The sequence below is a fragment of the Brevundimonas albigilva genome, from assembly GCF_023573565.1.
Taxonomy (GTDB): Bacteria; Pseudomonadota; Alphaproteobacteria; order Caulobacterales; family Caulobacteraceae; genus Brevundimonas; species Brevundimonas albigilva.
This window is the reverse complement of record NZ_CP097649.1, coordinates 819617-841014: the sequence shown is the minus strand read 5'-3', so window position 1 is coordinate 841014 and position 21398 is coordinate 819617. Positions and strand designations below refer to the sequence as shown.

The window sequence follows — 21398 nt, the reverse complement described above, 5'->3', positions numbered from 1 at the left end:
GGAACCGCGCGATGATGTTCGCGCACGGGTTCGGCTGCGACCAGCATATGTGGACCGCTGTTGCCCGGGCGTTCGAGGCTGATTTTCGCGTCGTGCTCTTCGATCATGTCGGTGCCGGACAATCCGACCTCGGTGCGTACGATGCCGCGAAATATGCGAGCCTGGATGGCTATGCTGACGATGTCGTCGAGATAGGCCGTGCGCTTGACCTCAGTGATGCCGTGTTCGTCGGGCACTCAGTCAGCGCCATGATCGGCGGCCTCGCCAGCGTTAAGGCACCGGGGATGTTCTCTGACTTGGTCATGGTTGGCCCATCTCCACGCTATATCGACGATGATGACTATGTCGGCGGCTTCAGCCACGCCCAGGTCGAGGAATTGCTCGAGTTCCTCGCCGACAATCACTTGGGTTGGTCGGCGGCCATGGCGCCGGTGATCATGGGCAATCCCGATCAGCCCGAACTCGGCGCGGCGCTTGAACAAAGCTTTTGTGCGACCGATCCTGAAATTGCGCGGCAATTCGCACGGGCGACTTTCTTCTCGGACAACCGTGCCGACTTGCCGAAGATCACGGCGCGGACGCTCGTGCTGCAATGTCGCGAGGATATCATCGCGCCGCCATGCGTCGGTGAATATGTTCACGCACAGGTTCCAGGCAGCAGATATACGCTGCTCGATGCGACCGGCCACTGTCCCAATCTGAGCGCCCCTGAGCAGGTAACGGCGGCGATCCGCGCTTTTGTCTAGCCCGGTTGCTGACGACGATCTCGCCGATCTGGTCGAGAACCTCCCGTGCGGCTATCTCTCGCTGTCGCCCGATGGCCGCGTGCTGCGGATCAACGCCACGCTTGTCGGTTGGCTCGCATCTGACGCCGCGGCGCTCGTGGGCCAATCGATTCACGCGTTGCTAAGCTTCGGCGGGCGCATTGCCTACGAAACGCATCTCGCGCCGATGCTTCGACTGCAAGGCAAGGTCGATGAAATCGCGCTCGACCTGCTGAGGTCCGATGGCGGGAAGCTGCCAGTTATCGCGAACGCCACCGAAAAGCGCGCCAACGATGGTACGCATGTCCTGACGCGGGTCACTTTGTTCAAAGCTGTCGAGCGGCGAGCCTTTGAGCGGACGCTCGTCGATGCTCGAACAAAAGCCGAAGCGGCAGCCAGTGCCGAGCACGATGACGCGGTATTGCGCGAGCAGTTCATCGCAGTGCTCGGGCATGATCTGCGCAATCCGCTCGCGGCGCTGGATGCCGGTGTGCGCATGATCGGCGACAGGGAGACATTGAGCGACCGGAGCCGCTTTCTCATCACCGAGATGGCGAAAAGCGTGGGTCGCGCCGCTCAGTTGATCGATAACGTCCTCGACTTCGCGCGCGGCCGTCTGGGAAATGGGATCAGCCTTACGCGCAACGCGCAAGAACCGCTGGGCCCCGTCATCGAGCAGGTTGTAAACGAGATCCGCGTGGCCTCGCCGGAACGGCGCATCATCACGTCTCTGGCCATCGAAGAGAATGTCGATTGCGATCGGGCGCGTATCGCGCAACTCGCGTCCAACCTCATTGCCAATGCCGTCACTCATGGCGCCCCCGAAATCGAGATCGAAGTGTCGGCCCGCACAGAGGGCGGCAATTTTATCCTATGCGTCTCGAACGGCGGGGCGCCGATTCCGCCCGCCGCCCGCGCACAGTTGTTTCAGCCATTTTTTCGCGGGGCGGCGCGCCGGAGCCAACAAGGACTGGGGCTTGGCCTGTTCATCGTCAATGAGATCGCCAAGGCGCATGGCGGAACGATGGAGGTAACATCGTCCGACGCCATAACGCAGTTCGTGTTCTCGATGCCCCTGACTGACAGCCGTGATCGAAGCCAGTGATGGAGGCGCGGCAGCCAAGTGCCGGACTATCGAGGCGCTCTGCCCAGAAACTTCAGGTGACCGATAACCACCCGATGCCGGAACCGCTCGACTCGACTCCTGAACGCCTGATCTGAATTGCCTGTCGGCCATCCGGCTGTCCGCTAAACTTCGAGGTGTTGCGAGGGCGGGAGGTGCGCATGGGCTTCATTGAAGGCAACGCAGTTCGTGTTCTCGATGCCCCTGACTGACAGCCGTGATCGAAGCCAGTGATGGAGGCGCGGCAGCCAAGTGCCGGACTATCGAGGCGCTCTGCCCAGAAACTTCAGGTGACCGATAACCACCCGATGCCGGAACCGCTCGACTCGACTCCTGAACGCCTGATCTGAATTGCCTGTCGGCCATCCGGCTGTCCGCTAAACTTCGAGGTGTTGCGAGGGCGGGAGGTGCGCATGGGCTTCATTGAAGGCATGGATCGTGGGCAGGCTGCTCTCCTGCCACCTTGCGTTGATGACTACGTAGCGCCGGACGCTTTGGTCCGCGTGGTCGATGCCTTCGTCGCCGACCTCGATCTGGTCGACCTCGGGTTCGACCGCGCGATCAGCGCCGCTACCGGCAGACCTGGTTATCATCCGGCCGACATGCTCCGCCTCTACATATGGGGCTATCTCAATCAGGTGCGCTCGTCCCGCCTGCTAGAGCGCGCCTGCCATCGCGACCTCGAGGCGCTCTGGTTGTTGCGGCGGCTCACCCCGGACTACCGGACGATCGCCGCCTTCCGGCACGACAATCCCGAGGCGATCGTCGCCTCGAGCGCCGCGTTCGTCCAGTTTTGCCGGAGCCACGGCTTGATAGGCGGTCAGACGGTCGCCCTGGACGGCACGAAGATGCGAGCCGTTGCCAGCCCGAAAAATATTGCAGGCGCAGAGAGACTGGCGCGTGACCTTGCGCATACCGAGCGCGAGATCAGCTACTATCTGGATCGACTGGACACTATTGATGAGCAGGTAGAGCAAGGGTTCGGCGACAAGCCGGCCCATCGCGAAGCATTCGGGGGCGCCATTGCCGCGCTCCGGCAGCGTCGGGAACGCTTAGCGAAGCGCCAGCTCGAACTCGAAAAGCGCGAGGAGAAGGTTCTGGTCTTCGGCGAGCCGGAAGCCAAACCGATGGGCTACGGCCGCGCTCCGAAAATGCCTTCCTACAATCTTCAGAGCGTTGTCGATGTGGAAAGCGGCCTCATCATCCATCACGATGTCTTCACTGACGCAAACGACAGCCACCTCCTTCATCCGATGTCGACGGGCGCCAAGGGAGTGCTCGATGCCAAGAAACTCCATGTTCTGACAGATGGCGGCTATTCAAATGCTGAGGAAGTTGCCCGATGCGAGCGCGACGCCATCATGGTGTCAGCGCCGATCAAGCGCGGCGCCATGAACAGCGAACATTTCCGCCCCACTCAGTTTATCTATGACGACGTGAGCGACACGATCCGTTGCCCTGCCGGCGCAACGCTCCGACCATCGGGCAAGCACACACGCAATCGAGCGATCCGCTACCGAACGAGCGCGTGCAAGGCGTGCGCCATAAAATCGCAATGCACCCCCGGCGCCCAGCGCACGATCCATCGCCTGTTCGATCAGGCCGCCCTCGATCGAATGGAAGCCCGCATATATGCTGAACCAGATCTAATGAGGATCAGGCGCTGCACCGTCGAGCACCCGTTCGGCACAATCAAACGAATGTCAGGTGGCGGCAGATTCCTGACGCGCGGACTGAGAGCGGTGAAAGCGGAAGCGGCCCTGTCGATCCTAGCATTCAACGTTCTCCATGCCGTGAACGCCTTCGGGCACCGGAAAATGATCGGGACTGCCTGATCCGCTCGGCCCTTCGGGCCGATTTGCTGGCGGAGGCGTTGCAGAGTTTCTGCACAGCCTGCCCCGCAACGCCCCCGATAGAGTGAGAGTGCGGACGGGTTTTCCGTGACGGGTTGATGGCTGGGAGAGAGGCTCCCTGCGCCCGTCGCGGAGATCCTCGATGTCCAGAAGAAACGCACCCGCTCGCGCCAGTCAGAATCGGGCGAGCCTTTATGATGAAGTCACCGACACGATCATCGCCGAGCTGGAGGCTGGCCGGTTCCCCTGGGTCCAGCCTTGGGGATCAGCCTCGGTGAAGGCCCCTCTCACCATGCCGAAGAACGCCGCGACTGGCCGGCAGTATTCGGGGATCAATGTGCTGATCCTCTGGGGCGCGGTAATCCAGCACGGCTTTCCCAGTCAGAGCTGGCTCACCTTCCGCCAGGCCCTGTCGCTTGGCGGCAATGTCCGCCGGGGCGAGCATGGCACCACTGTCGTCTATGCCGACCGTTTCACGCCGGAGGACGAGAAACGCCGCGCCCGCGAGACCGGAGAGGACGCCGCTGCCATCCCCTTCCTCAAGCGCTTCACCGTGTTCAACGCGGCGCAATGCGACGGCCTGCCGGAGGATGTCGCCATCGTGGCCCCGCCGCCTCCCCCCGGCCTCATCGAACCGCAGGTCGAGGCGCTGATCCGGGCGACGGGCATCGATTTTCGCATCGGCGGCGATCGCGCATTCTACGCCCCGACATCCGACTATGTGCAGGTGCCGCCGCCGCAGGCCTATTTCGAGCCGATCAACTGGCACCGGACGGCTCTGCACGAGCTGGGGCACGCCACGGGCCACCCGTCACGCCTGAACCGTGATTTCTCGGGTTCATTCGGCTCGAAAAAATACGCCTTCGAGGAGCTGATCGCCGAGATTAACGCCGCCTTCTGCTGCGCCTCGCTCGGCATCACGCCCACTGTGCGGCACGCCGATTATCTCGGCTCCTGGCTCGAAGTGCTGCGCGAGGACAACCGCGCCATCGTCCGTGCCGCCTCGCAGGCAAGCAAGGCGGCGGACTGGCTGCTCGGATTCCTGCCGGACGCCGCTGCTGGCTGCGCCGATGACGAACGGCAGGCGGCGTGACGATCCTGAAAACCGGCCTGAAAACCGGAAAGACGAAGACGCGGCTTTACGCCTTTCCGCCTGCGTGGCGCTGCCCTCTTAGAGTGAGAGGGCGGCGCTTCGCTTCGTGACGGGTTGGAGGTCGAGAGAGAGTCTCCCGGCCGCCCGTCGCGGAGTAAAAATCATGGCGACCGCCATTCAGAAGATCACCCTGTCGTCGGCGCGCGACATCCCCTTCAACAAGCTGGTGCTGAGCCAATCCAACGTCCGGCGCATCAAGGCCGGCGTCTCGATCGACGAGATGGCGGAATCGATCGCCCGGCGCGGCCTCATCCAGAGCCTGCATGTCCGGCCCGTCCTCGACGCCGACGGCCATGAGACCGGAATGTTCGAAGTGCCCGCCGGCGGCCGCCGCTATCGCGCGCTCGAAGTGCTGGTGAAGCAGAAGCGCCTGGCCAGGACCGCGCCCGTGCCCTGCGTCGTCGGCGACGCCAACAGCGACATCCTCATCGACGAAGTCTCGCTGGTCGAAAACATGGAGCGTGCGCCGCTGCATCCGCTCGACCAGTTCCGCGCTTTCCGGGCCATGCGCGACAAGGGCATGACCGAGGAAGCCATCGCCGCCGCCTTCTTCGTCGGCGTCACGATCGTGAAACAGCGTCTGCGGCTCGCCGCTGTTGCCCCCGCGCTGCTGGAGATTTACGCCGAAGACGGCATGACGCTCGAACAGCTCATGGCCTTCACCGTCAGCCCCGACCATGACCGCCAGCAACAGGTCTGGGACGCGATCAAGGAAGGCTGGCAGAAGGAGCCCTACCACATCCGCCGGATGCTCACCGAAACCTCGGTACGGGCGTCCGACCGACGGGCCATCTTCGTGGGTGTCGAAGCCTATGAAGCGGCGGGCGGCCTGGTGCTGCGCGATCTGTTCCAGTCCGACGATGGCGGATGGCTGCAAGATCCGGCCCTGCTCGACCGCCTCGTAGCCGAAAAGCTCACGCTCGCCGCCGACGAGATTGCCAGCGAGGGCTGGAAGTGGGTCGATGCTGCCCTGAGCTTTCCCTATGGCCATGAGCAGGGCTTGCGCGAACTCGTCGGAACCGCGGTTGATCTGACTGACGAGGAGTGCGCCGCCCACGAGGCGCTGCGCGACGAATATGACCGGCTCGAGGCCGAATATTCCGAAGCCGACGAACTGCCCGACGACATCGACGCGCGGCTCGGCGAGATCGAACAGGCGCTCGAGGCTTTCGAGCAGCGTCCGACGGTCTATAACCCGGCCGAGATCGCCATCGCCGGCGTCTTCGTCAGCCTCGGCGCCAACGGTTCGCTGTCGGTGGATCGCGGCTATGTCCGCCCCGAGGACGAACGTCCGATCGACGCCGAAGGGGACGACACGCCGGAGGTCGACGGCGGCGACGGTTCTGCGACGACGGCGGCCGTGCAACGCGCCGTCATCACCATCGGCGGTCAGGCTGCGGAGCCCGAAGAGGACGAGGAGGACGGCGTCAAGCCGTTGCCCGAACGTCTGGTGATCGAACTGACCGCGCACCGCACCCTGGCGCTGCGCAACGCGCTCGCCGAGCATCCCGACGTCGCCATGATCCTGTTGCTGCACAAGCTGGTCAGCGACACCTTCCGGCACACCGCTCCCACCGGCTGCCTCGAAGCCAGTGTCCGCCACATCTTCTTCTCCGCCCAATCGGAGGAACTGAAGGACAGTCCGGCGGCGCACGAGATCGCCGACCGGCACGCCCACTGGGGCGATCACATTCCGGCCGACGACCAGGCGCTGTGGGACTGGCTCACCCATCTCGATCCAGGCACACGGCTCGATCTGCTCGCCCACTGCGTCAGCTTCGGGGTCAACGCGCTGTTCGAGCGGCCCAACCCCTATGGATCGGGCGTCAGCCAGCATGGTCTGGAGGTCCGTCTCGCGCAGGCCGACCGGCTCGCGCGCGCGACCGGCCTCGACATGGTGACGGCAGGTTGGCGGCCGACCGTTGGCAACTATCTCGGCCGTGTCACCAAGCCCCGCATCCTCGAAGCCGTCCGGGATGGCGCGGGCGAACGGGCCGCCCAGCTCATCGACCATCTGAAGAAAGGCGACATGGCCAAGGAGGCCGAGCGCCTGCTCGCCGACACCGGCTGGCTGCCGGAGCCCCTGCGCCTGACATCCCTTGATGGCGATCAGCCCATCCCGGACGATCAGACCGGCGCCGGCGAAGACACCGCGCTGCCGGATTTCCTCACCGATGAGGGTGAGGACGAAGACGCGGTCGATGACGAGGACGAGATCCAGCACGCGGTCGCCGCCGAATAGCACGCGCTGCGCGGGGCGGCTCGGTTCGTCTCGCGCGCCATCCCGATCTTCCTTCTGCCCGGTCCCACGGTCGACAGTATGCATGGCTGTGCCGTGCGGTCCGGGCTTTCTCGTTTGAGGAGCCTGTCATGGCTGACTATTTCACCCATTTCTCGTGCCTGCTCGACGTTGGCACACCCGAGAACGCCGCCCGCGCGCTCGACCTCTACAACACGCTCTCCGAGGACGGCGCATCGGAGGAACCGCCCTCCGACGGCTTCCTCCTTTCGATCCAGCCCGAGCATGGCGGTAGCCAGCTCTGGATGCGCGACGACGTGACCGGCGATCCCGAGCGTCTCATCCGGTTCGTGCAGCGCTGCGCCGCCGAGTTCGGGCTCACCGGCAGATGGGGTTTCCAATACGCCAACACCTGCTCGAAGCCCCGGCTCGACGGCTTCGGCGGCGGCGCGCATGTCCTCGACCTCGCCACCGGCGAGACCGTGGACTGGATCTACACCGATGGCTGGCTCGACCAGACCCTATCCGGCGAGGGAGGCCCGCTATGAGCATCCCCGCCCATGCCCGAAGCAATTTCCAGACCCTGCTGCGCGCGGCAGGCGACGGCAATCTCGCGCTCATGGAGTGCCTCGACGCCGTGACGGGTAGTCCACGCTACGTCATCTGCGCCGTGGGACGCGACGAGGGCGACTATGTCTTCACGCCCTTCGGCCATCTCGCCGACGGCAATCCCTTCGACGCCTATCTGCCGCCCGACCCCGACAATCCTGACGGCTTCGTGCGGTCGGAGACCGGAGAGACGCCATGATGGACATCGACGCCATCTTCGCGGCGGATCACGAGCGCCCGCCCGCCGAACGGTCGCTCCCTTGGCCAGAGACCAGAGACGGCCTCACCGTCATCATAGAGCCCAAACCCCATTGGGCCAGCGACATGCGGGCATTCCGAACCAGGACCCGCGAATATTGCGCCTATGCCGATTGGACCGCGAACGGCGCCCGCGCGCGGTTCTTCGGGCACATCGACACCAGCGGCGATGACCTGATCCGCAAGGCGCGCAGGCTCATCGCCAGCGAGATCGCTGACGGACACTGGAGCTGATCTCTTGAAAAGCACCCCGCCGTTCGGCCGGGGTGCTTTTTTCATGCCGGCCGCGAAGGGCATTTCGAGAGTGAGAGGGCTGCCGGGACGGGTCGAGTCCGGGCGGTCGAGAGAGAGCGCCGTTCGGGCGTCCCGGTCCCGCTCTCCCGAGGTTCCCGACCATGAACATCCAATCGCCCGTGCCCACCCCGGCTGCGCCCATCGTCCGTGCGTCTGCCATCATCGCCGCCGCCCATCAGCTTCTCGCCATGCTCGAACGCGGGCAGCGGATCGACAACGCCGGCCTTCGCGCCGCCATGGAGACCGCCTTCGAGGGTTCCGACACGAGCGGCGTCTGGAACTGGAAGACGGCCTATGAAGCCTGCGAATGCGCCACCGTCCTGTTCCTGCGCAAATACGGACGTGCGCTTTTCCGTAAAGCCGACACTCCGGCCGCACGGCTTTGCGCCTTGTCGAAAATCACCGGCCTCCTGCCGACGCACACCCGTCGTTCCGAGGAGAGCCAGGCGCTTCAGCAATTCTCGACGCCGGTCCCGCTCGGCCTTGCCGCCATTTCCGCCGCCGAGATCACGCCGCGCGACATCGTGCTGGAGCCCTCGGCCGGCACGGGCCTGCTCGCCATCCTCGCCGAGATCAGCGGCGGCTCGCTGCTCCTCAACGAGCTGGCGGAAACCCGCGCCGATTTGCTTGGCCAGCTCTTTCCAGCCCTTGCCATCACGCGCGTCGACGCCGCCCAGATCGACGATCACCTCCCGGCGAGCGCCGTTCCCTCCGCCATCGTGATGAACCCGCCCTTTTCGGTGATGGCGAACGTCTCCGGCCGCATGGCCGACGCCGCCTTGCGCCATGTCGCCTCGGCCCTGGCGCGGCTCGCCGACGGCGGGCGCCTGGTGACGATCACCGGTGCGAATTTCGGCCCCGAGCAACCGGCCTGGCGCGATGCTTTCGTCCGGCTTCAGGAGCGCGGCCGCGTCGTCTTCACCGCTGCGATCGACGGCTCGGTCTATGCCAGGCACGGCACGACCATCGAGACGCGGCTCACCGTCATCGACAAGCTGCCCGCCGAAGATCCGGCCGTGTTTCCGGCATCATCGGGTCTTGCGCCCGACGTCGCCACGCTGCTCGCCTGGATCGAGGCACAGGTTCCACCGCGCCTTCCCATCGCTCTTCCCGATAACGCGCGCGCCGTGACGGGCGCGGCGCCTCGCACCGTGCGCGGCTATCTTGCACGAGCCGAAACCGCACGTCCGACCGCGCCATCTTCCATCGACCCGGAAGGTATCGAACTCGCCTACGACCCGGTGGACTGGACGCCGCCGGATGGCGCCAACCTCACGGACGCGATCTATGAAGAATATAGATTGCAGTCGATCCGTATTGCCGGTTGTCAGGCACACCCCACCAGGCTCGTGCAATCGGCGGCCATGGCGAGCATCGCGCCGCCCAAGCCCGCCTATCGGCCGATGCTGCCCACGAACATCACCGATCTTCTGTCGGACGCCCAGCTCGAGACCGTCATCTATGCCGGCGAGGCCCATTCGGACTTCCTTGCCGGTTCGTGGAGCGTCGACGCGACCTTCGATCTCGTCCAGGCGGCTCCGGCCGAGGCTGAGAACGCCGTGCGCTTCCGCCGTGGCTTCATGCTCGGCGACGGCACCGGGGCCGGCAAAGGCCGCCAGTCTGCCGGCATCATCCTCGACAACTGGCTGCGCGGACGCCGCAAGGCGGTCTGGATCTCCAAATCCGACAAGCTGATCGAGGATGCGCAGCGCGACTGGTCAGCGCTCGGTATGGAGCGTCTGCTGGTCACGCCGCTGTCGCGTTTTGCCCAGGGCAAGCCGATCACCCTGTCGGAAGGCGTCCTATTTGCAACCTACGCCACGCTACGCTCCGACGATCGCGGTGAAAAGGTTTCGCGCGTCCGCCAGATCGTCGATTGGTTGGGCTCCGATTTCGACGGAGTGATCATTTTCGACGAGAGCCACGCCATGGCCAATGCCGCGGGCGGCAAGGGAGAACGCGGCGACGTCGCCGCTTCGCAGCAGGGACGCGCGGGCCTGCGGCTCCAGCACGCGCTGCCGAATGCCCGCATCGTCTATGTCTCCGCCACCGGCGCGACCACCGTCCACAATCTCGCCTATGCCCAGCGGCTCGGCCTGTGGGGCGGCGAGGATTTCCCCTTCGCCACCCGCGCCGAATTCGTCGAGGCGATCGAGGACGGCGGCGTTGCGGCCATGGAAGTGCTTGCCCGCGATCTGCGTGCGCTCGGCCTCTATACCGCCCGTTCGCTCTCCTATGATGGCGTCGAATATGAGCTGGTCGAGCACGCCTTGACCGACGAGCAGCGCCGCATCTACGACGCCTATGCCGGCGCGTTCGCGGTCATCCACAATCATCTCGACGCGGCAATGCAGGCCGCCAACATCACCGGCAGCGATGGAACACTGAACCGGCAGGCCAAGTCCGCCGCCCGCTCGGCGTTCGAGAGCGCGAAGCAGCGTTTCTTCGGCCACCTGCTCACGTCGATGAAAACGCCGCCGCTGATCCGTTCCATCGAACGCGACCTGGACGATGGCCACGCCGCCGTCATCCAGATCGTCTCGACCGGCGAAGCGCTGATGGAACGCCGACTGGCCGAAATCCCGACCGAGGAATGGAACGACGTTCGCGTCGACATCACGCCGAGGGAATATGTCCTGGACTACCTCGCTCATTCCTTCCCGGTGCAGCTCTACGAGCCATTCACGGATGGCGAGGGCAATCTGTCCTCGCGCCCGGTCTATCGTGACGGCCAACCCGTCGAGAGCCGCGAAGCTGTCGCGCGGCGCGACGAGCTGATCGAACGGCTCGCGTCCCTGCCGCCCGTTCCCGGCGCGCTCGACCAGATCGTGCATCGGTTTGGCGCCGACATGGTTGCCGAGGTGACGGGCCGCTCCCGGCGCATCGTCCGCAAGGGCGAGCGTTTGGCCGTGGAGAACCGGGCGCCGTCCGCCAACCTCGCGGAAACCGCAGCCTTCATGGACGACCTGAAGCGCATCCTCGTGTTCAGCGACGCCGGCGGCACCGGCCGCAGCTATCACGCCGAGCTGTCGGCGAAGAACCAGCGCCTGCGTGTCCACTACCTCCTGGAACCTGGATGGAAGGCCGACGCCGCCATCCAGGGCCTGGGCCGCACCAATCGCACCAATCAGGCGCAGCCGCCGCTGTTCCGCCCGATCGCGACGAACGTGAAGGCCGAAAAGCGCTTCCTGTCCACGATCGCACGGCGTCTCGACACGCTGGGTGCGATCACGCGCGGCCAGCGTCAGACCGGTGGCCAGGGCCTGTTCCGGCCCGAGGACAATCTGGAATCGAGCTATGCCCGCGACGCGCTGCGCCAGCTCTATCTCCTGATCGTCCGCGGCAAGGTCGAAGGGTGTTCGCTGGGGCGTTTCGAGGCCGCGACCGGCCTCAAGCTGATGGACGACAATGGCATCAAGGACGACCTGCCGCCGATCACCACCTTCCTGAACCGCCTGCTGGCGCTCACCATCGAGCTTCAGGGCATCCTCTTCATTGCCTTCGAGCAACTGCTCGACGCCAGGGTGGCGGGAGCCATCGCCAGCGGCGTCTATGATGTCGGGCTGGAGACACTGACGGCGGAGAGCTTCGTCGTCACCGAACGCACGACCATCTACACGCACCCGGCGACAGCTGCACAGACGCGGCTGCTCACGATCACGGAGCGTCGCCGGAATCGGCCGACCACGCTCGATGCGGCGCTCGGCTGGCTCGACGATCCGCAGACCCGGCTGCTCGTCAACGCGCGCTCTGGTCGCGCCGCTGTTCAGCTATCCGCGCCGTCCATCATGCTCGACGATGGCGAGATCGAGCGCCGCGTCCGGCTGATCCGGCCGATGGAACAGCATCATGCGACCCTCGCCATGATGGCGGACAGCCATTGGCAGGAGACCGAGCGCGACACCTTCGCCGCCTTCTGGCAGCGCGAGGTCGACGAGGTGCCCGCGTTCACCGACGGGACGATCCACATGGTCAGCGGCTTGCTCCTGCCCGTGTGGAAGCGCCTGCCCAACGAGTCGACGCGCGTCTATCGGCTTCAGACCGATGACGGCGAACGCATCATCGGACGGCGGGTTTCACCCGCCTGGGCCGCCACCGCCGCCTCGACCGGAACCACCAATCTCAGCAGCGATGATGCCTATGCCGCGCTGGTGGACGGCCGCACCATCCTCGACCTGGCTGACGGGCTCCAGCTTCGCCGCGTACGTGTCATGGGCGCGAACCGCATCGAGTTGTCGGGGTTCAGCGACACAATGCGGGATCGCCTGCGCGCCTACGGTCTCTTCAGCGAGATCATTTCGTGGAAGCTGCGCTTCTTCGTGCCGGTCGGCGCCTCCGGTCCCGCCGTCCTCGGCAAGCTGCTCGACACCTACGCCATCGAGCGCATCAGCGAGCGCGAGGCGGCGTGATGGCACGGCAGGACGCTTCCGATCTGGCGCACCGTCTCGGCCGACAGGCCGAGGCGGTTTGCCGTCACTATCTTTCGAATGGGCAGCGCCAGGGCAACTATTGGCAGGTTGGCGACGTCCGCAACACCAAGGGCCGCTCGATGTTCGTCCGGCTGAAGGACAGCCCCAAGGGCCGTGCCGGCAAATGGACCGACGCCGCCACCGGCGAACATGGCGATCTTCTCGACGTCATCCGTGAATCGCTCGGCCTCACCGACTTTCCCGATGTCACCGATGAGGCCCGCAGCTTTCTCAGCCTGCCGCACCCCGAACCGGAACCCGCGGCGCCACGGCGCGGCGTTGTCCCGGCGCCTTCGGGATCGGCCGAGGCCGCGCGGCGACTGTTCGCAATGTCGCAGCCGATCACAGGCACCGTCGTGGAGACGTATCTGCGCCGACGCAGCATTACGCTTCTGCACGCAACCGGCAGCCTGCGCTTCCATCCGCGCTGCTATTACAGACCCGACAATGGCCCGACCGAGACCTGGCCCGCCATGATCGCCGCCGTGACCGACCTCGATGGCAAGATCACCGGCGCACACCGCACCTGGCTCGCGCCCGACGGCTCTGACAAGGCGCCGATCGACACCCCGCGCAAGGCGATGGGCGATCTGCTTGGGGCGGCCGTCCGCCTCGGTGTGCCCGGCAGCGTGATGGCGGCAGGCGAAGGTATCGAGACCATGCTGTCGCTCCGGCAGGTCTTACCCGAAATGGCCATGGCCCCGGCGCTCTCGGCGGCGCATCTGGCCGCCATCCTGTTCCCGCCGAATCTGCGCCGACTCTATATCGTCCGCGATGACGATCCGGCCGGTGATGGCGCGCGCGACATGCTGATCGAACGCGCGAACGCCGAGGGCATCGAGGCGATTCCATTGTCGCCGGCGCTCGGGGACTTCAACGAGGATCTCCGGCAGCTCGGCATCGATGCGCTCGCGGCAAGCGTTCGGGTACAACTTGCGCCGGAAGACGTCCTCCGGTTCCTTCGACGCCACGAGACAGGTGGCGCGAAGCCCGGCAAGCGCTGAACCCGGTCAGCCCACGCGCGTCTAGTCGACGCAGCTGTTCAGGATCGGGGTCATCGCCTTCACATGCGCGTCGATCCTCTCGAGCACGGGCGCAGGCACGACTTCGCGTTCGGGAAGTGTCCACCAATGCCGGTTGACTCGGGCGACGGTTTCCACAACCGCCTTCATGACCGCAGGCTCCGGCAGTCTGGCGCGATTGGCGAAGGCTCTCCAGCGCGGCGCCGACATCGCCTTGAACGATCGCTCCCCGCCCAGCGACAGCGCCAGGTTGTCGGCGGGAATATAGGGAACGGTCGACAGCAGGTCATAGACCGGCGCGAGCGCCGGCCTGCCTCCATCGCCCGGATAGATCAGCGACCAGTTCTTCAGATGCATGTCGCCATTGCCCGTCACGACCGCCAGCGCGAGACGGCGCACGAACTCCAGCGCGGCGGCAGGCGAGATCGCGGCGGTCAACGCTGCCGCGATGTCATGATAGGCGGCGCCTTCATATTTGCGCGCCGGATAGACGCCAAAGACCTGAGCGAAATCCTCGATGTGGATCCGCGTCCCATCCGTCCCACGGTCGAAACGCGTGATGAGGAGCACCCGGCCTTCGGCCAGTGTGTCGAACTCTTCCGGGATCCCTTCGAAATCCGATTTGGCGACCAGTTCGTTTGCCGGAACATCCATACCGATCGCGGACGCAAGCGCGAGGGCGGCGAACTCGTTTTCCGAAACGCCGGGAAACGCCGTCGAAGGAAACTTGGCGATATATTGCCCCTGACCGTCACCGAGCGGAAGCGTCAGCCCGCCGCCCTTGCCGGTGTTCTTCATCACCGACAGCTTCATCTGAACGCCCGCGAGAGAAAAGCGCGCTTTGGGCTTTTCGTGTGCAGCGGCTTGCGGAGCCTCATCCATACCCTCGCCGGGCACGACCCGCACCGCGCCTGGCAGATCCGCGCCGAGCGCCGCGAGCAGATCGAAATCATTGCCCGGACGAACGTCGCCGGCATGGTGCTTTTCCATGGCCTCGCGCAGCTTGTCTTCCGGCAGCAGGTTCGCGAAGAACGCCGGAAGCGCGCCCGCCAGAGGCTTGGGGTCTTTGCGCAATCCGCCCGTAGCGGCCCGGAACGAAAGACTTAAAGTCGGCGAACCGCCGCCCGCGCGATACGCCTCATCGAAACTGAACGCATTAAAGTCACCCGGCGTCCTGACGATCGTGCCGACCTTCATCGCGTTCAGGAACACGTCCAGCGACTGGACCGCCCTGGGGGCAAATGGCTTATCAGCCATGGTCGTCTCCGTCGTCTGGCTGCACGGCGAAGGCAGGGCGGTCATCGTCGTCGTGCGGATGCATCAGCGCCTCGATCGCCGGAACCATGGTTTGCGGCACCAGCATCATCTCCAGCCCGAGCGCGCGCGCGATGTTCATGAGCGTCGTGGCACGCGCGGCGGCCGCCCCCTTCTCGATGTCGCGGTAGCGCGGCCGGGATATGCCGGCCAGTTCGGCAACCTGCTCCTGCGTCAGCCCGGCAGCCGTCCGGGCCTGACTGAAGAGCCTGCCAATCTCATGCAGGGTTTCCAATTCAGATCGCATGGAGATCCCTTAACATATCTTCACAGCCAAACATGACGCGAAAACATATCATTTTCCTCGGCGCTATCAAGCTTGATGATCTCTTTTCGTATCACGCCATGCATGAATGATCCGTATTCGCATCCTGCATTCCTGATCCCGCCCTGCGCCTGAACCCCGGCAGCCCCATCCCGCGCGAGGTCGTCCGCCACCTTCTGTAGGTCCTCACGAAGACATACGCCCCCGAGTCTCCGCTGAAAGACGCCGGTCGCATCCTGAGCCTGACGGCAGCGCCGGAAAGGGCTGGAGGGCGGCGCGCAATCGCCATGCCCACGAGGATGCGCCCACCATCGGAAGGGGACCGCGCCTCGGCCTTCGAGAGGGCGATCGGCCGTCAGCCGGGTCGGATCGGCAATGGCTCCTGCCGACGATTTTCCGGCGACCCTTCGGGTCTTTCCATCGCGAAACAAAATCGCCGGCCTTCGCCATCCTCCGCTGACGCTGCGGCCCTTCGGCTCACGCTCCGGGTGCAGGTCCGTCCCGCCCGACGGCTTCGTCGCCATGAAGGCCGCGACGGTCGCGGTCCAATCCGACGGAGCATCCCATGAGCGAGCACGACGACTACGAACCGCACCACGAGTCATCCCCGACCGACCAGCTGATCCAGGACTTGCAACTCCACGGCTATCGTCCTTCCGAAGACGAACTCGACCAGCGCCCGCTGCCGGAAGACCGCATCATCGAAGGCGCCGTCGCCGACATCTTCGACGCCCTCGTCGCCACGATCACCGACACGAGCCTCGATTTCGATCTCCCCGATCTGCTCTGGTCGACCGTCAACATCTTCCACCGCGCGGTGGACCGGATCGAGCAGAAGCTCGACGACAACGAGCAAGCGCAAAAGCAGCTTCAGCGCGAACAGGACGGCTCCGAGGTGAAATCCCTCCAGCTCGAGCGCCTCATCGACATCGGCATGAACCTGATCGACCGCCGCGACGGCATGGAAAGCTTCCGCGAGGCTGCCGCCGAGCGCTACCGCATCGCCACTGGTTCACCCTGGTCGCAACGCACCGGATCGCGGGTCAACCATCGTCACCTCACCGCGTCGCTGATCGACAGCCGCGACTTCCTCGCCGCCAGGAGGCGCGCGGATACCGAGGTGCTCGTGCCAGCCGGCCCGAAGATCGCCTTCTCGGGGGGCGACACCGCCGACCACAAGCATATCTGGGCCAAGCTCGATCAGATCCACGCCAAGCACCCGGACATGGTGCTGTTGCACGGCGGCTCGCCGAAGGGCGCCGAAAAGATCGCTTCCCGCTGGGCCGACAGCCGCAAGGTGCCGCAGGTCGCCTTCAAGCCCGACTGGACCAGGCACGCCAAGGCGGCGCCTTTCAAACGCAACGACCAGATGCTCAGCATCGTGCCGATCGGGGTCGTGATCTTCCCCGGCACGGGTATTCAGGACAATCTCGCCGACAAGGCCCGCAAAATGGGCATCCCGGTCTATCGGTTCGGCTCGGGCGGCGCATGAGCGCCGCCGTCAGCCCCAGTTTGAAAAATGATGGCATTTTTATATTTTGCTATCATCGCTATCAACTTTGCAGGAAGCGCTATCATGCCAGCCGTCACGATCCGGAACCTGTCCGACGCGACGCACCGCGCCCTGAAGGTGCGCGCCGCGCAGCACGGCCGCAGTACCGAGGCCGAGATGCGCGCCATCCTCGAAGCGGCTGTTCGCCCCGACACCCGCCTTCGGCTTGGCACGGCGCTCGCGGAACGCAGCCGCCGGCTCGGCCTGACCAATGAGGACATCGACGCCCTCGATTAGGCGCGCGACAAGACGCCCGCCAAGCCGATGAGCTTCGAATGATCCTCCTCAACACCAATGTCGTATCGGAGGCCATGAAGCCCGCGCCCGACGAAGCCGTGCGGACCTGGCTCGACGAGCAGGCCGCGGAAACGCTCTTTCTCTCCAGCGTCACCATCGCCGAACTGATGTTCGGTATCGGCGCGCTCCCCGACGGCAGGCGCAAGGACAGGCTCACCGACGCTCTCGACGGAGTGATGGAGTTGTTCACCGATCGCATCCTGCCGTTCGACATAGATGCCGCGCGACATTACGCGGATCTCGCCGTCAAAGCCCGAGCGGCCGGGAAAGGCTTCCCGACCCCCGACGGCTACATCGCGGCGATCGCGGCCGCCAAAGGCTTCGTCGTCGCCACACGCGACACCAGCGCGTTCGACGCCGCCAATGTCGAGGTCATCGATCCCTGGAAAACCGGGCGCTGACGACCTGCCACCAGCATCGGAGTGGACCGGGCAAATCGGCAGAAACGGCCCTTGCGGCAAGCAGACAGGCATCATGGTCTCCTGATCGGACGACCACCCCCGCTTCAAGACGCTGATCCTTTGGTTCCGCCGATGGCCTGACGCCATCAACCCGTAAAGGGTCGGACTACGCATGCGCGTGCCGCCGCTCCGGCTGCGCCTTGCGCGGTGATTGCGGCCAACGGCCGAACTCTTCGGGCGCCTGTCAGCGGGGGATGGACCTCCGCTCAAGCAGGAGCCAGGTCGATGTCCTTCCAAACCGCTCACGCCTTCGCCTTCAGCCTCGCCACCACCCTGATGGCCGCCATCGTCATCTACCGCGCGGGCGACGGCACGCTCTCCGTCACCCCGGCGACAGAATATGACGGCGACGACGACGCCATCATCGGTGAAATCGACCCCTTCGCCTCATGAGGCGAACAGGGCCGCACGAACGGCGGACGCGGCGCGCCTGCGCTCCCCCGGCGACAGAATTTCTGCTAATCTCACTGTCGCGCCATGGTGGTGGTGGAGGCGCATCCGTCTGACATTTGCGGAGACACCACCATGATCTTCATCGGCATCCTTCTCAGCATAGCCGCCATCGGCTTCCTCTGCTGGCTGCTGTTCACGCTTGCGGTATTCGCACTTCCGTTCTTCGCCGGCGTGACCGCAGGCACATGGGCCTATGGCACTGGCGCCGGATGGCTCGGCGCGATCCTTGTCGGTTTTGTCGCCGCAGGTCTTACCTTCGGCCTTGGTCAATTGCTGCTCGCGACCGTCCGTCCGACCTGGGCGCGGCTGTTCATCGCCGCGGCCTTCGTCGCCCCGGCCGTGGTCGCCGGTTTCCATGCCACTCTTGGTATCGTGAAACACACCATGCCGTCCGAGGCATGGCAGACCGCATTCTCGATCATCGGAGCCATCGCGGTCGGCATCGTCGCGTTCGCCCGTATCACCGGAATGGCGGCGTCCAGCCCTGTGGCGGGGCATGTGTCCCACACCTAACCCCGACATTCATTCGGAGCAGGACCATACGGCGTATGGCATTCTCGCCCACGCCATCAGGTTGGCCCGACAGGAAGCGGAATTGCGGGGCGTCGGCTGGGCCTGCCTGTTGCGGAACGGTGGAGCGCGCCGGAAGCGGCAGCGACGTCGTGGCCGGAGGAACCTCAGTGTCGAAGCGTTCCGTCAGGACTGATGGAATGGCGAAAGGCGCAGCGCAGGCCTGTTCAAGGGATGTTTCCGCCTGTGATCGCTGATCGGGTCTCTCGGCCCAGTGCGAGGGCCGCCACCGTCTCCGCCAATGATCCGTCCAGAACCCGTTCCAAAACGGCCTCTTCAATGGCCTGATCTGGCCGAAGGACGGCTTCGCCTCGGGCGCCTAAGCCACAACGGCTGGTCCCGACTTTCTTCCCCTGCCGGCTGCGCCGTCATTCCTCGCGAAACAACAAAGTCGCGCCTGCGCCATCCTCCGCTCTCGCTGCGGTCGCAAGCGATGTGTCGGCGCTCGCCTCCGGCCGGTCGATCGCCATCGAGGCCGCAATGGTGCGGGCTCGAAACGGAAAACGGAGACTTACAATGGCGACCATCGGCACCTTCAAGAAGACCGGCTCGAACGAATTCACCGGCGAAATCGTCACCCTCAGCGTCCAGGCCAAGGGCGTGCGCATCGTTCCCGACCTGCGCGCCAACGGCGAGAGCGCCCCCAGCCACCGGGTCCTGGTCGGCCGCGCCGAGATCGGCGCCGCCTGGTCCAAGCGCTCCAACGAGGGCCGCGACTATCTGGGCCTCAAGCTCGACGATCCGAGCTTCAACGCTCCGATCTACGCCAACCTCTTCGACGACGAGGACGGCGAAGGCTTCTCCCTCATCTGGTCCCGTCCCAACGGTCGCCGCAGCGACTGAGGCGGAGACGACAAGGCCCCGGCCGCAAGGCCGGGGCCGCCTTCCCGCTCAAAGCGGATCGGCTGCCACTGGTGTGGTCCGCGGATAGGTGCGCCGCAGCCGAATGCAAGCGGTTCGGTTTTACTGGCGAAACCGAAAAGCCGGGCAGCAGACCCCTCGGCCTCATCAATAACATCAGGACAAATAAGCGAATCGGCCCGTCAGGATCATCGCGATGCCGGTCCCGGCTCAGGTCTTTAAGCTAGCCGGAAGGAACGAGGACGACTAAAATAGTCGTAGTTCTGGAACGCGCGTGGGTTGCGATGGGAGGTGATCATGCATGATCACCGCCCGACAATCCCGGGCCGCACGCGCGTTGCTGGGTTGGACGCAGGAGACGCTCGCTGACAAGGCCCGCATATCGCTGACAGCACTCAAGCGCCTTGAATCCGAAAGCGGGCTCGAGGTGTACGAGACGACACGCGATCAGGCACGCAGGGCCCTGGAAGCCGCCGGTATCGTTTTCCTGTCGACCGACCGCGGGCAAGGGGTGCTGCTGGTCGATGATCGCGGAAACAAGCCGAACCGATCCACCGTCGCGCGCTGACCTACCGGCAGCGAAATCTCCTGTTCCTTACGCCGCCGACGGGCTCGATCGAACTTGGTTAACGCGCAAGCTTCGTTTACCAATCACGCTTGTCCCATGATCACAGCATTCGACGACATCGCGCCGTCCGGGCAGGAACTCACCGACTACGACAGGTCGCATGTCAAACTCTACATGCGCTTGCTGGACGCAGCCGCTGACGGCGCTCATTGGGAGGAAGCCGTCCAGGTCCTGTTCGGCCTCGATCCTGCCCGCGAACCCGAACGCTGCCGGCGCATCCACGACAGCCATCTCGCTCGCGCCCGCTGGATGACGCACACCGGCTATCAGCACCTCCTTCGGCAGGCTCACGGCTGACAGGCTTGCGAGCCGCGTGATGCCCTTTCGACATCGCGCGATGTCCCGCTTCGGGCTTCCGGCATCCATCCCATGCCAAGAAAAATGGGCTTTCGACTTACGCGCACCACGCGGGGAGTTGATGCGATGAAGCCTGATACATCGGACTGGCGAAACGAGGACAGCTACGACTTCCTCGATACTCTGGCGATCGAAGGACTCGCCTGGGAATGCCTTCGCAGATACCGCCCCTATCAGGAACATTACGCCCGCCTGGTCGCCGCCAGCACCGAAACCTTGCCGCTGGCTTCCGAAACGCAGCGGCGCTGGGGGTTGCGATTTCGCGGCCAGACCCAGTCTTTCAGCGGCCCAGCAGCAGGTGGTGTGGTCGCCATCGAACAATCCTGCCCTCGTCGTCCTGACGCACCGGCCAGACTTCCTGCCTTCCGCCCGCAATACTCTCACCGACAGGTTCGGCGCGGAGCATGACGGCCCCGAAGGGGCTTATGCCGCTCTACCCGATCACGACCTCCAGATCCTTTTTCTTCCCGGCGCATCACCAAAGGATCAGCTCGCGGCAGTCATCCCTATCGATGACGACATCCTCGACCGTATCGATGCGCTCGCCCGGCTGTCGCGGGCATCGCTCGAACGTCCGCCACTGCGCGACACACGCATGACCGTCGACCAGCGCCGCCGTTTCCGCTTGAGGCTCCGCGCAGCCGATGGCCGCATGAACGGCGCCACCTATCGCGAGATCGCCATCGCAATCTACGGCGCGGCGCGCGTCGAAGCCGACCCCTGGAAGACATCCCCGCTGCGCGACGCGGTGATCGGGTTCGTCGAGGCGGGCATGGCGCTCATCGGTGGCGGCTATCTGAAGCTGCTCCGGCACCGCCGCCGCGTTTAGCCGGGGCAATGACAGGGGGTGGGAAAT

General features: G+C 65.0%; 23 protein-coding genes. 20 read left to right on the top strand and 3 right to left on the bottom strand.

Annotated elements, in window-relative coordinates; genetic code table 11:
• Positions 1–11 precede the first annotated feature (11 nt).
• From M8231_RS04150 to M8231_RS04105, 10 genes are all read left to right on the top strand, one after another.
• Positions 12–746 carry an alpha/beta fold hydrolase gene (locus tag M8231_RS04150; RefSeq protein WP_250202330.1) on the top strand — a complete coding sequence of 245 codons (735 nt, stop codon included), beginning with the start codon at positions 12–14 and terminating at the stop codon, positions 744–746.
• Positions 739–1869: a PAS domain-containing sensor histidine kinase gene (locus tag M8231_RS04145; protein ID WP_250202329.1), complete on the top strand. Its 1131-nt coding sequence runs from the start codon at positions 739–741 to the stop codon at positions 1867–1869. Before M8231_RS04150 ends, M8231_RS04145 begins: the two co-directional genes overlap by 8 nt.
• Before the next feature lie 431 nt (positions 1870–2300).
• Entirely contained in the window at positions 2301–3722 is a 1422-nt protein-coding gene (locus M8231_RS04140) for an IS1182 family transposase (protein ID WP_250202328.1), read from the top strand.
• A 160-nt stretch (positions 3723–3882) separates the two neighbouring features.
• A complete protein-coding gene (locus M8231_RS04135) occupies positions 3883–4833 on the top strand; it encodes an ArdC family protein (protein WP_250202327.1) in 951 nt (316 codons plus the stop codon).
• Between the two features lie 163 nt (positions 4834–4996).
• The gene (locus M8231_RS04130) at positions 4997–7135 is read left to right on the top strand and encodes a ParB/RepB/Spo0J family partition protein (RefSeq protein WP_250202326.1); all 2139 of its coding nucleotides are present in this window, start codon (positions 4997–4999) and stop codon (positions 7133–7135) included.
• Positions 7136–7263: 128 nt separating this feature from the next.
• Positions 7264–7680, top strand: coding sequence for a hypothetical protein (locus tag M8231_RS04125; RefSeq protein ID WP_250202325.1), 417 nt, complete (start codon positions 7264–7266; stop codon positions 7678–7680).
• Positions 7677–7940, top strand: coding sequence for a DUF6117 family protein (locus tag M8231_RS04120; RefSeq protein ID WP_250202324.1), 264 nt, complete (start codon positions 7677–7679; stop codon positions 7938–7940). Before M8231_RS04125 ends, M8231_RS04120 begins: the two co-directional genes overlap by 4 nt.
• Complete coding sequence (locus tag M8231_RS04115) at positions 7937–8233, top strand: hypothetical protein (RefSeq protein ID WP_250202323.1); 297 nt, start codon at positions 7937–7939, stop codon at positions 8231–8233. Before M8231_RS04120 ends, M8231_RS04115 begins: the two co-directional genes overlap by 4 nt.
• Positions 8234–8394: 161 nt before the next feature.
• Positions 8395–12702 carry a strawberry notch family protein gene (locus M8231_RS04110; protein WP_250202322.1) on the top strand — a complete coding sequence of 1436 codons (4308 nt, stop codon included), beginning with the start codon at positions 8395–8397 and terminating at the stop codon, positions 12700–12702.
• A complete protein-coding gene (locus M8231_RS04105; RefSeq protein ID WP_250202321.1) occupies positions 12702–13766 on the top strand; it encodes a DUF7146 domain-containing protein in 1065 nt (354 codons plus the stop codon). The genes M8231_RS04110 and M8231_RS04105 overlap by 1 nt, the downstream gene beginning before the upstream one ends.
• A 21-nt stretch (positions 13767–13787) precedes the next feature.
• On the opposite strand, the gene M8231_RS04100 is transcribed toward M8231_RS04105, so the two are convergent.
• From M8231_RS04100 to M8231_RS04090, 3 genes are read right to left on the bottom strand one after another with little or no spacing between them, the layout of a single operon-like run.
• A complete protein-coding gene (locus M8231_RS04100) occupies positions 13788–15041 on the bottom strand; it encodes a type II toxin-antitoxin system HipA family toxin (RefSeq protein ID WP_250202320.1) in 1254 nt (417 codons plus the stop codon).
• Positions 15034–15345 carry a helix-turn-helix domain-containing protein gene (locus M8231_RS04095; RefSeq protein WP_250202319.1) on the bottom strand — a complete coding sequence of 104 codons (312 nt, stop codon included), beginning with the start codon at positions 15343–15345 and terminating at the stop codon, positions 15034–15036. The genes M8231_RS04100 and M8231_RS04095 overlap by 8 nt, the downstream gene beginning before the upstream one ends.
• A 20-nt stretch (positions 15346–15365) precedes the next feature.
• A complete protein-coding gene (locus tag M8231_RS04090; protein WP_250202318.1) occupies positions 15366–15536 on the bottom strand; it encodes a hypothetical protein in 171 nt (56 codons plus the stop codon).
• Positions 15537–15928: 392 nt separating this feature from the next.
• On the opposite strand from M8231_RS04090, the gene M8231_RS04085 reads away from it, so the two are divergent.
• The 10 genes from M8231_RS04085 to M8231_RS04045 all read left to right on the top strand — a co-directional run bounded on the left by M8231_RS04085 (position 15929) and on the right by M8231_RS04045 (position 21371).
• A complete protein-coding gene (locus M8231_RS04085) occupies positions 15929–16855 on the top strand; it encodes a DUF2493 domain-containing protein (protein ID WP_250202317.1) in 927 nt (308 codons plus the stop codon).
• 84 nt (positions 16856–16939) lie between these two features.
• Positions 16940–17152 (top strand): FitA-like ribbon-helix-helix domain-containing protein, encoded by a 213-nt coding sequence (locus M8231_RS04080; RefSeq protein ID WP_250202316.1) that lies wholly within the window; start codon positions 16940–16942, stop codon positions 17150–17152.
• A 38-nt stretch (positions 17153–17190) separates the two neighbouring features.
• Positions 17191–17613: a type II toxin-antitoxin system VapC family toxin gene (locus M8231_RS04075; protein WP_250202315.1), complete on the top strand. Its 423-nt coding sequence runs from the start codon at positions 17191–17193 to the stop codon at positions 17611–17613.
• A 285-nt stretch (positions 17614–17898) separates the two neighbouring features.
• Entirely contained in the window at positions 17899–18066 is a 168-nt protein-coding gene (locus M8231_RS04070) for a hypothetical protein (protein ID WP_169800607.1), read from the top strand.
• 132 nt (positions 18067–18198) lie between these two features.
• Positions 18199–18639, top strand: coding sequence for a hypothetical protein (locus M8231_RS04065; protein WP_250202314.1), 441 nt, complete (start codon positions 18199–18201; stop codon positions 18637–18639).
• A 573-nt stretch (positions 18640–19212) separates the two neighbouring features.
• Positions 19213–19539 (top strand): DUF736 domain-containing protein, encoded by a 327-nt coding sequence (locus tag M8231_RS04060; RefSeq protein WP_250202313.1) that lies wholly within the window; start codon positions 19213–19215, stop codon positions 19537–19539.
• Positions 19540–19858: 319 nt separating this feature from the next.
• A complete protein-coding gene (locus M8231_RS04055; protein ID WP_250202312.1) occupies positions 19859–20125 on the top strand; it encodes a helix-turn-helix domain-containing protein in 267 nt (88 codons plus the stop codon).
• Between the two features lie 96 nt (positions 20126–20221).
• Positions 20222–20482 carry a DNA -binding domain-containing protein gene (locus tag M8231_RS04050; protein WP_250202311.1) on the top strand — a complete coding sequence of 87 codons (261 nt, stop codon included), beginning with the start codon at positions 20222–20224 and terminating at the stop codon, positions 20480–20482.
• Between the two features lie 72 nt (positions 20483–20554).
• Positions 20555–20950, top strand: a complete 396-nt coding sequence (locus M8231_RS17045) for a transcriptional regulator domain-containing protein (RefSeq protein ID WP_431307125.1) — start codon at positions 20555–20557, stop codon at positions 20948–20950.
• Positions 20841–21371, top strand: a complete 531-nt coding sequence (locus tag M8231_RS04045) for a DUF2285 domain-containing protein (protein ID WP_250202310.1) — start codon at positions 20841–20843, stop codon at positions 21369–21371. Before M8231_RS17045 ends, M8231_RS04045 begins: the two co-directional genes overlap by 110 nt.
• The last annotated feature ends 27 nt before the right edge of the window (positions 21372–21398 follow it).

Bases quoted from the DNA above. Each gene is read 5' to 3' on its own strand.
- M8231_RS04105 (WP_250202321.1), top strand. From the start codon at position 12,702: ATGGCACGGCAGGACGCTTCCGATCTGGCGCACCGTCTCGGCCGACAG.
- M8231_RS04055 (WP_250202312.1), top strand. From the start codon at position 19,859: ATGATCACCGCCCGACAATCCCGGGCCGCACGCGCGTTGCTGGGTTGG.
- M8231_RS04100 (WP_250202320.1), bottom strand. From the start codon at position 15,041: ATGGCTGATAAGCCATTTGCCCCCAGGGCGGTCCAGTCGCTGGACGTG.
- M8231_RS04130 (WP_250202326.1), top strand. From the start codon at position 4,997: ATGGCGACCGCCATTCAGAAGATCACCCTGTCGTCGGCGCGCGACATC.
- M8231_RS04150 (WP_250202330.1), top strand. From the start codon at position 12: ATGATGTTCGCGCACGGGTTCGGCTGCGACCAGCATATGTGGACCGCT.
- M8231_RS04110 (WP_250202322.1), top strand. From the start codon at position 8,395: ATGAACATCCAATCGCCCGTGCCCACCCCGGCTGCGCCCATCGTCCGT.
- M8231_RS04080 (WP_250202316.1), top strand. From the start codon at position 16,940: ATGCCAGCCGTCACGATCCGGAACCTGTCCGACGCGACGCACCGCGCC.
- M8231_RS04085 (WP_250202317.1), top strand. From the start codon at position 15,929: ATGAGCGAGCACGACGACTACGAACCGCACCACGAGTCATCCCCGACC.
- M8231_RS04140 (WP_250202328.1), top strand. From the start codon at position 2,301: ATGGGCTTCATTGAAGGCATGGATCGTGGGCAGGCTGCTCTCCTGCCA.
- M8231_RS04135 (WP_250202327.1), top strand. From the start codon at position 3,883: ATGTCCAGAAGAAACGCACCCGCTCGCGCCAGTCAGAATCGGGCGAGC.
- M8231_RS04065 (WP_250202314.1), top strand. From the start codon at position 18,199: ATGATCTTCATCGGCATCCTTCTCAGCATAGCCGCCATCGGCTTCCTC.
- M8231_RS04115 (WP_250202323.1), top strand. From the start codon at position 7,937: ATGATGGACATCGACGCCATCTTCGCGGCGGATCACGAGCGCCCGCCC.
- M8231_RS04120 (WP_250202324.1), top strand. From the start codon at position 7,677: ATGAGCATCCCCGCCCATGCCCGAAGCAATTTCCAGACCCTGCTGCGC.
- M8231_RS04060 (WP_250202313.1), top strand. From the start codon at position 19,213: ATGGCGACCATCGGCACCTTCAAGAAGACCGGCTCGAACGAATTCACC.
- M8231_RS17045 (WP_431307125.1), top strand. From the start codon at position 20,555: ATGCCAAGAAAAATGGGCTTTCGACTTACGCGCACCACGCGGGGAGTT.
- M8231_RS04050 (WP_250202311.1), top strand. From the start codon at position 20,222: ATGATCACAGCATTCGACGACATCGCGCCGTCCGGGCAGGAACTCACC.
- M8231_RS04095 (WP_250202319.1), bottom strand. From the start codon at position 15,345: ATGCGATCTGAATTGGAAACCCTGCATGAGATTGGCAGGCTCTTCAGT.
- M8231_RS04070 (WP_169800607.1), top strand. From the start codon at position 17,899: ATGTCCTTCCAAACCGCTCACGCCTTCGCCTTCAGCCTCGCCACCACC.
- M8231_RS04075 (WP_250202315.1), top strand. From the start codon at position 17,191: ATGATCCTCCTCAACACCAATGTCGTATCGGAGGCCATGAAGCCCGCG.
- M8231_RS04125 (WP_250202325.1), top strand. From the start codon at position 7,264: ATGGCTGACTATTTCACCCATTTCTCGTGCCTGCTCGACGTTGGCACA.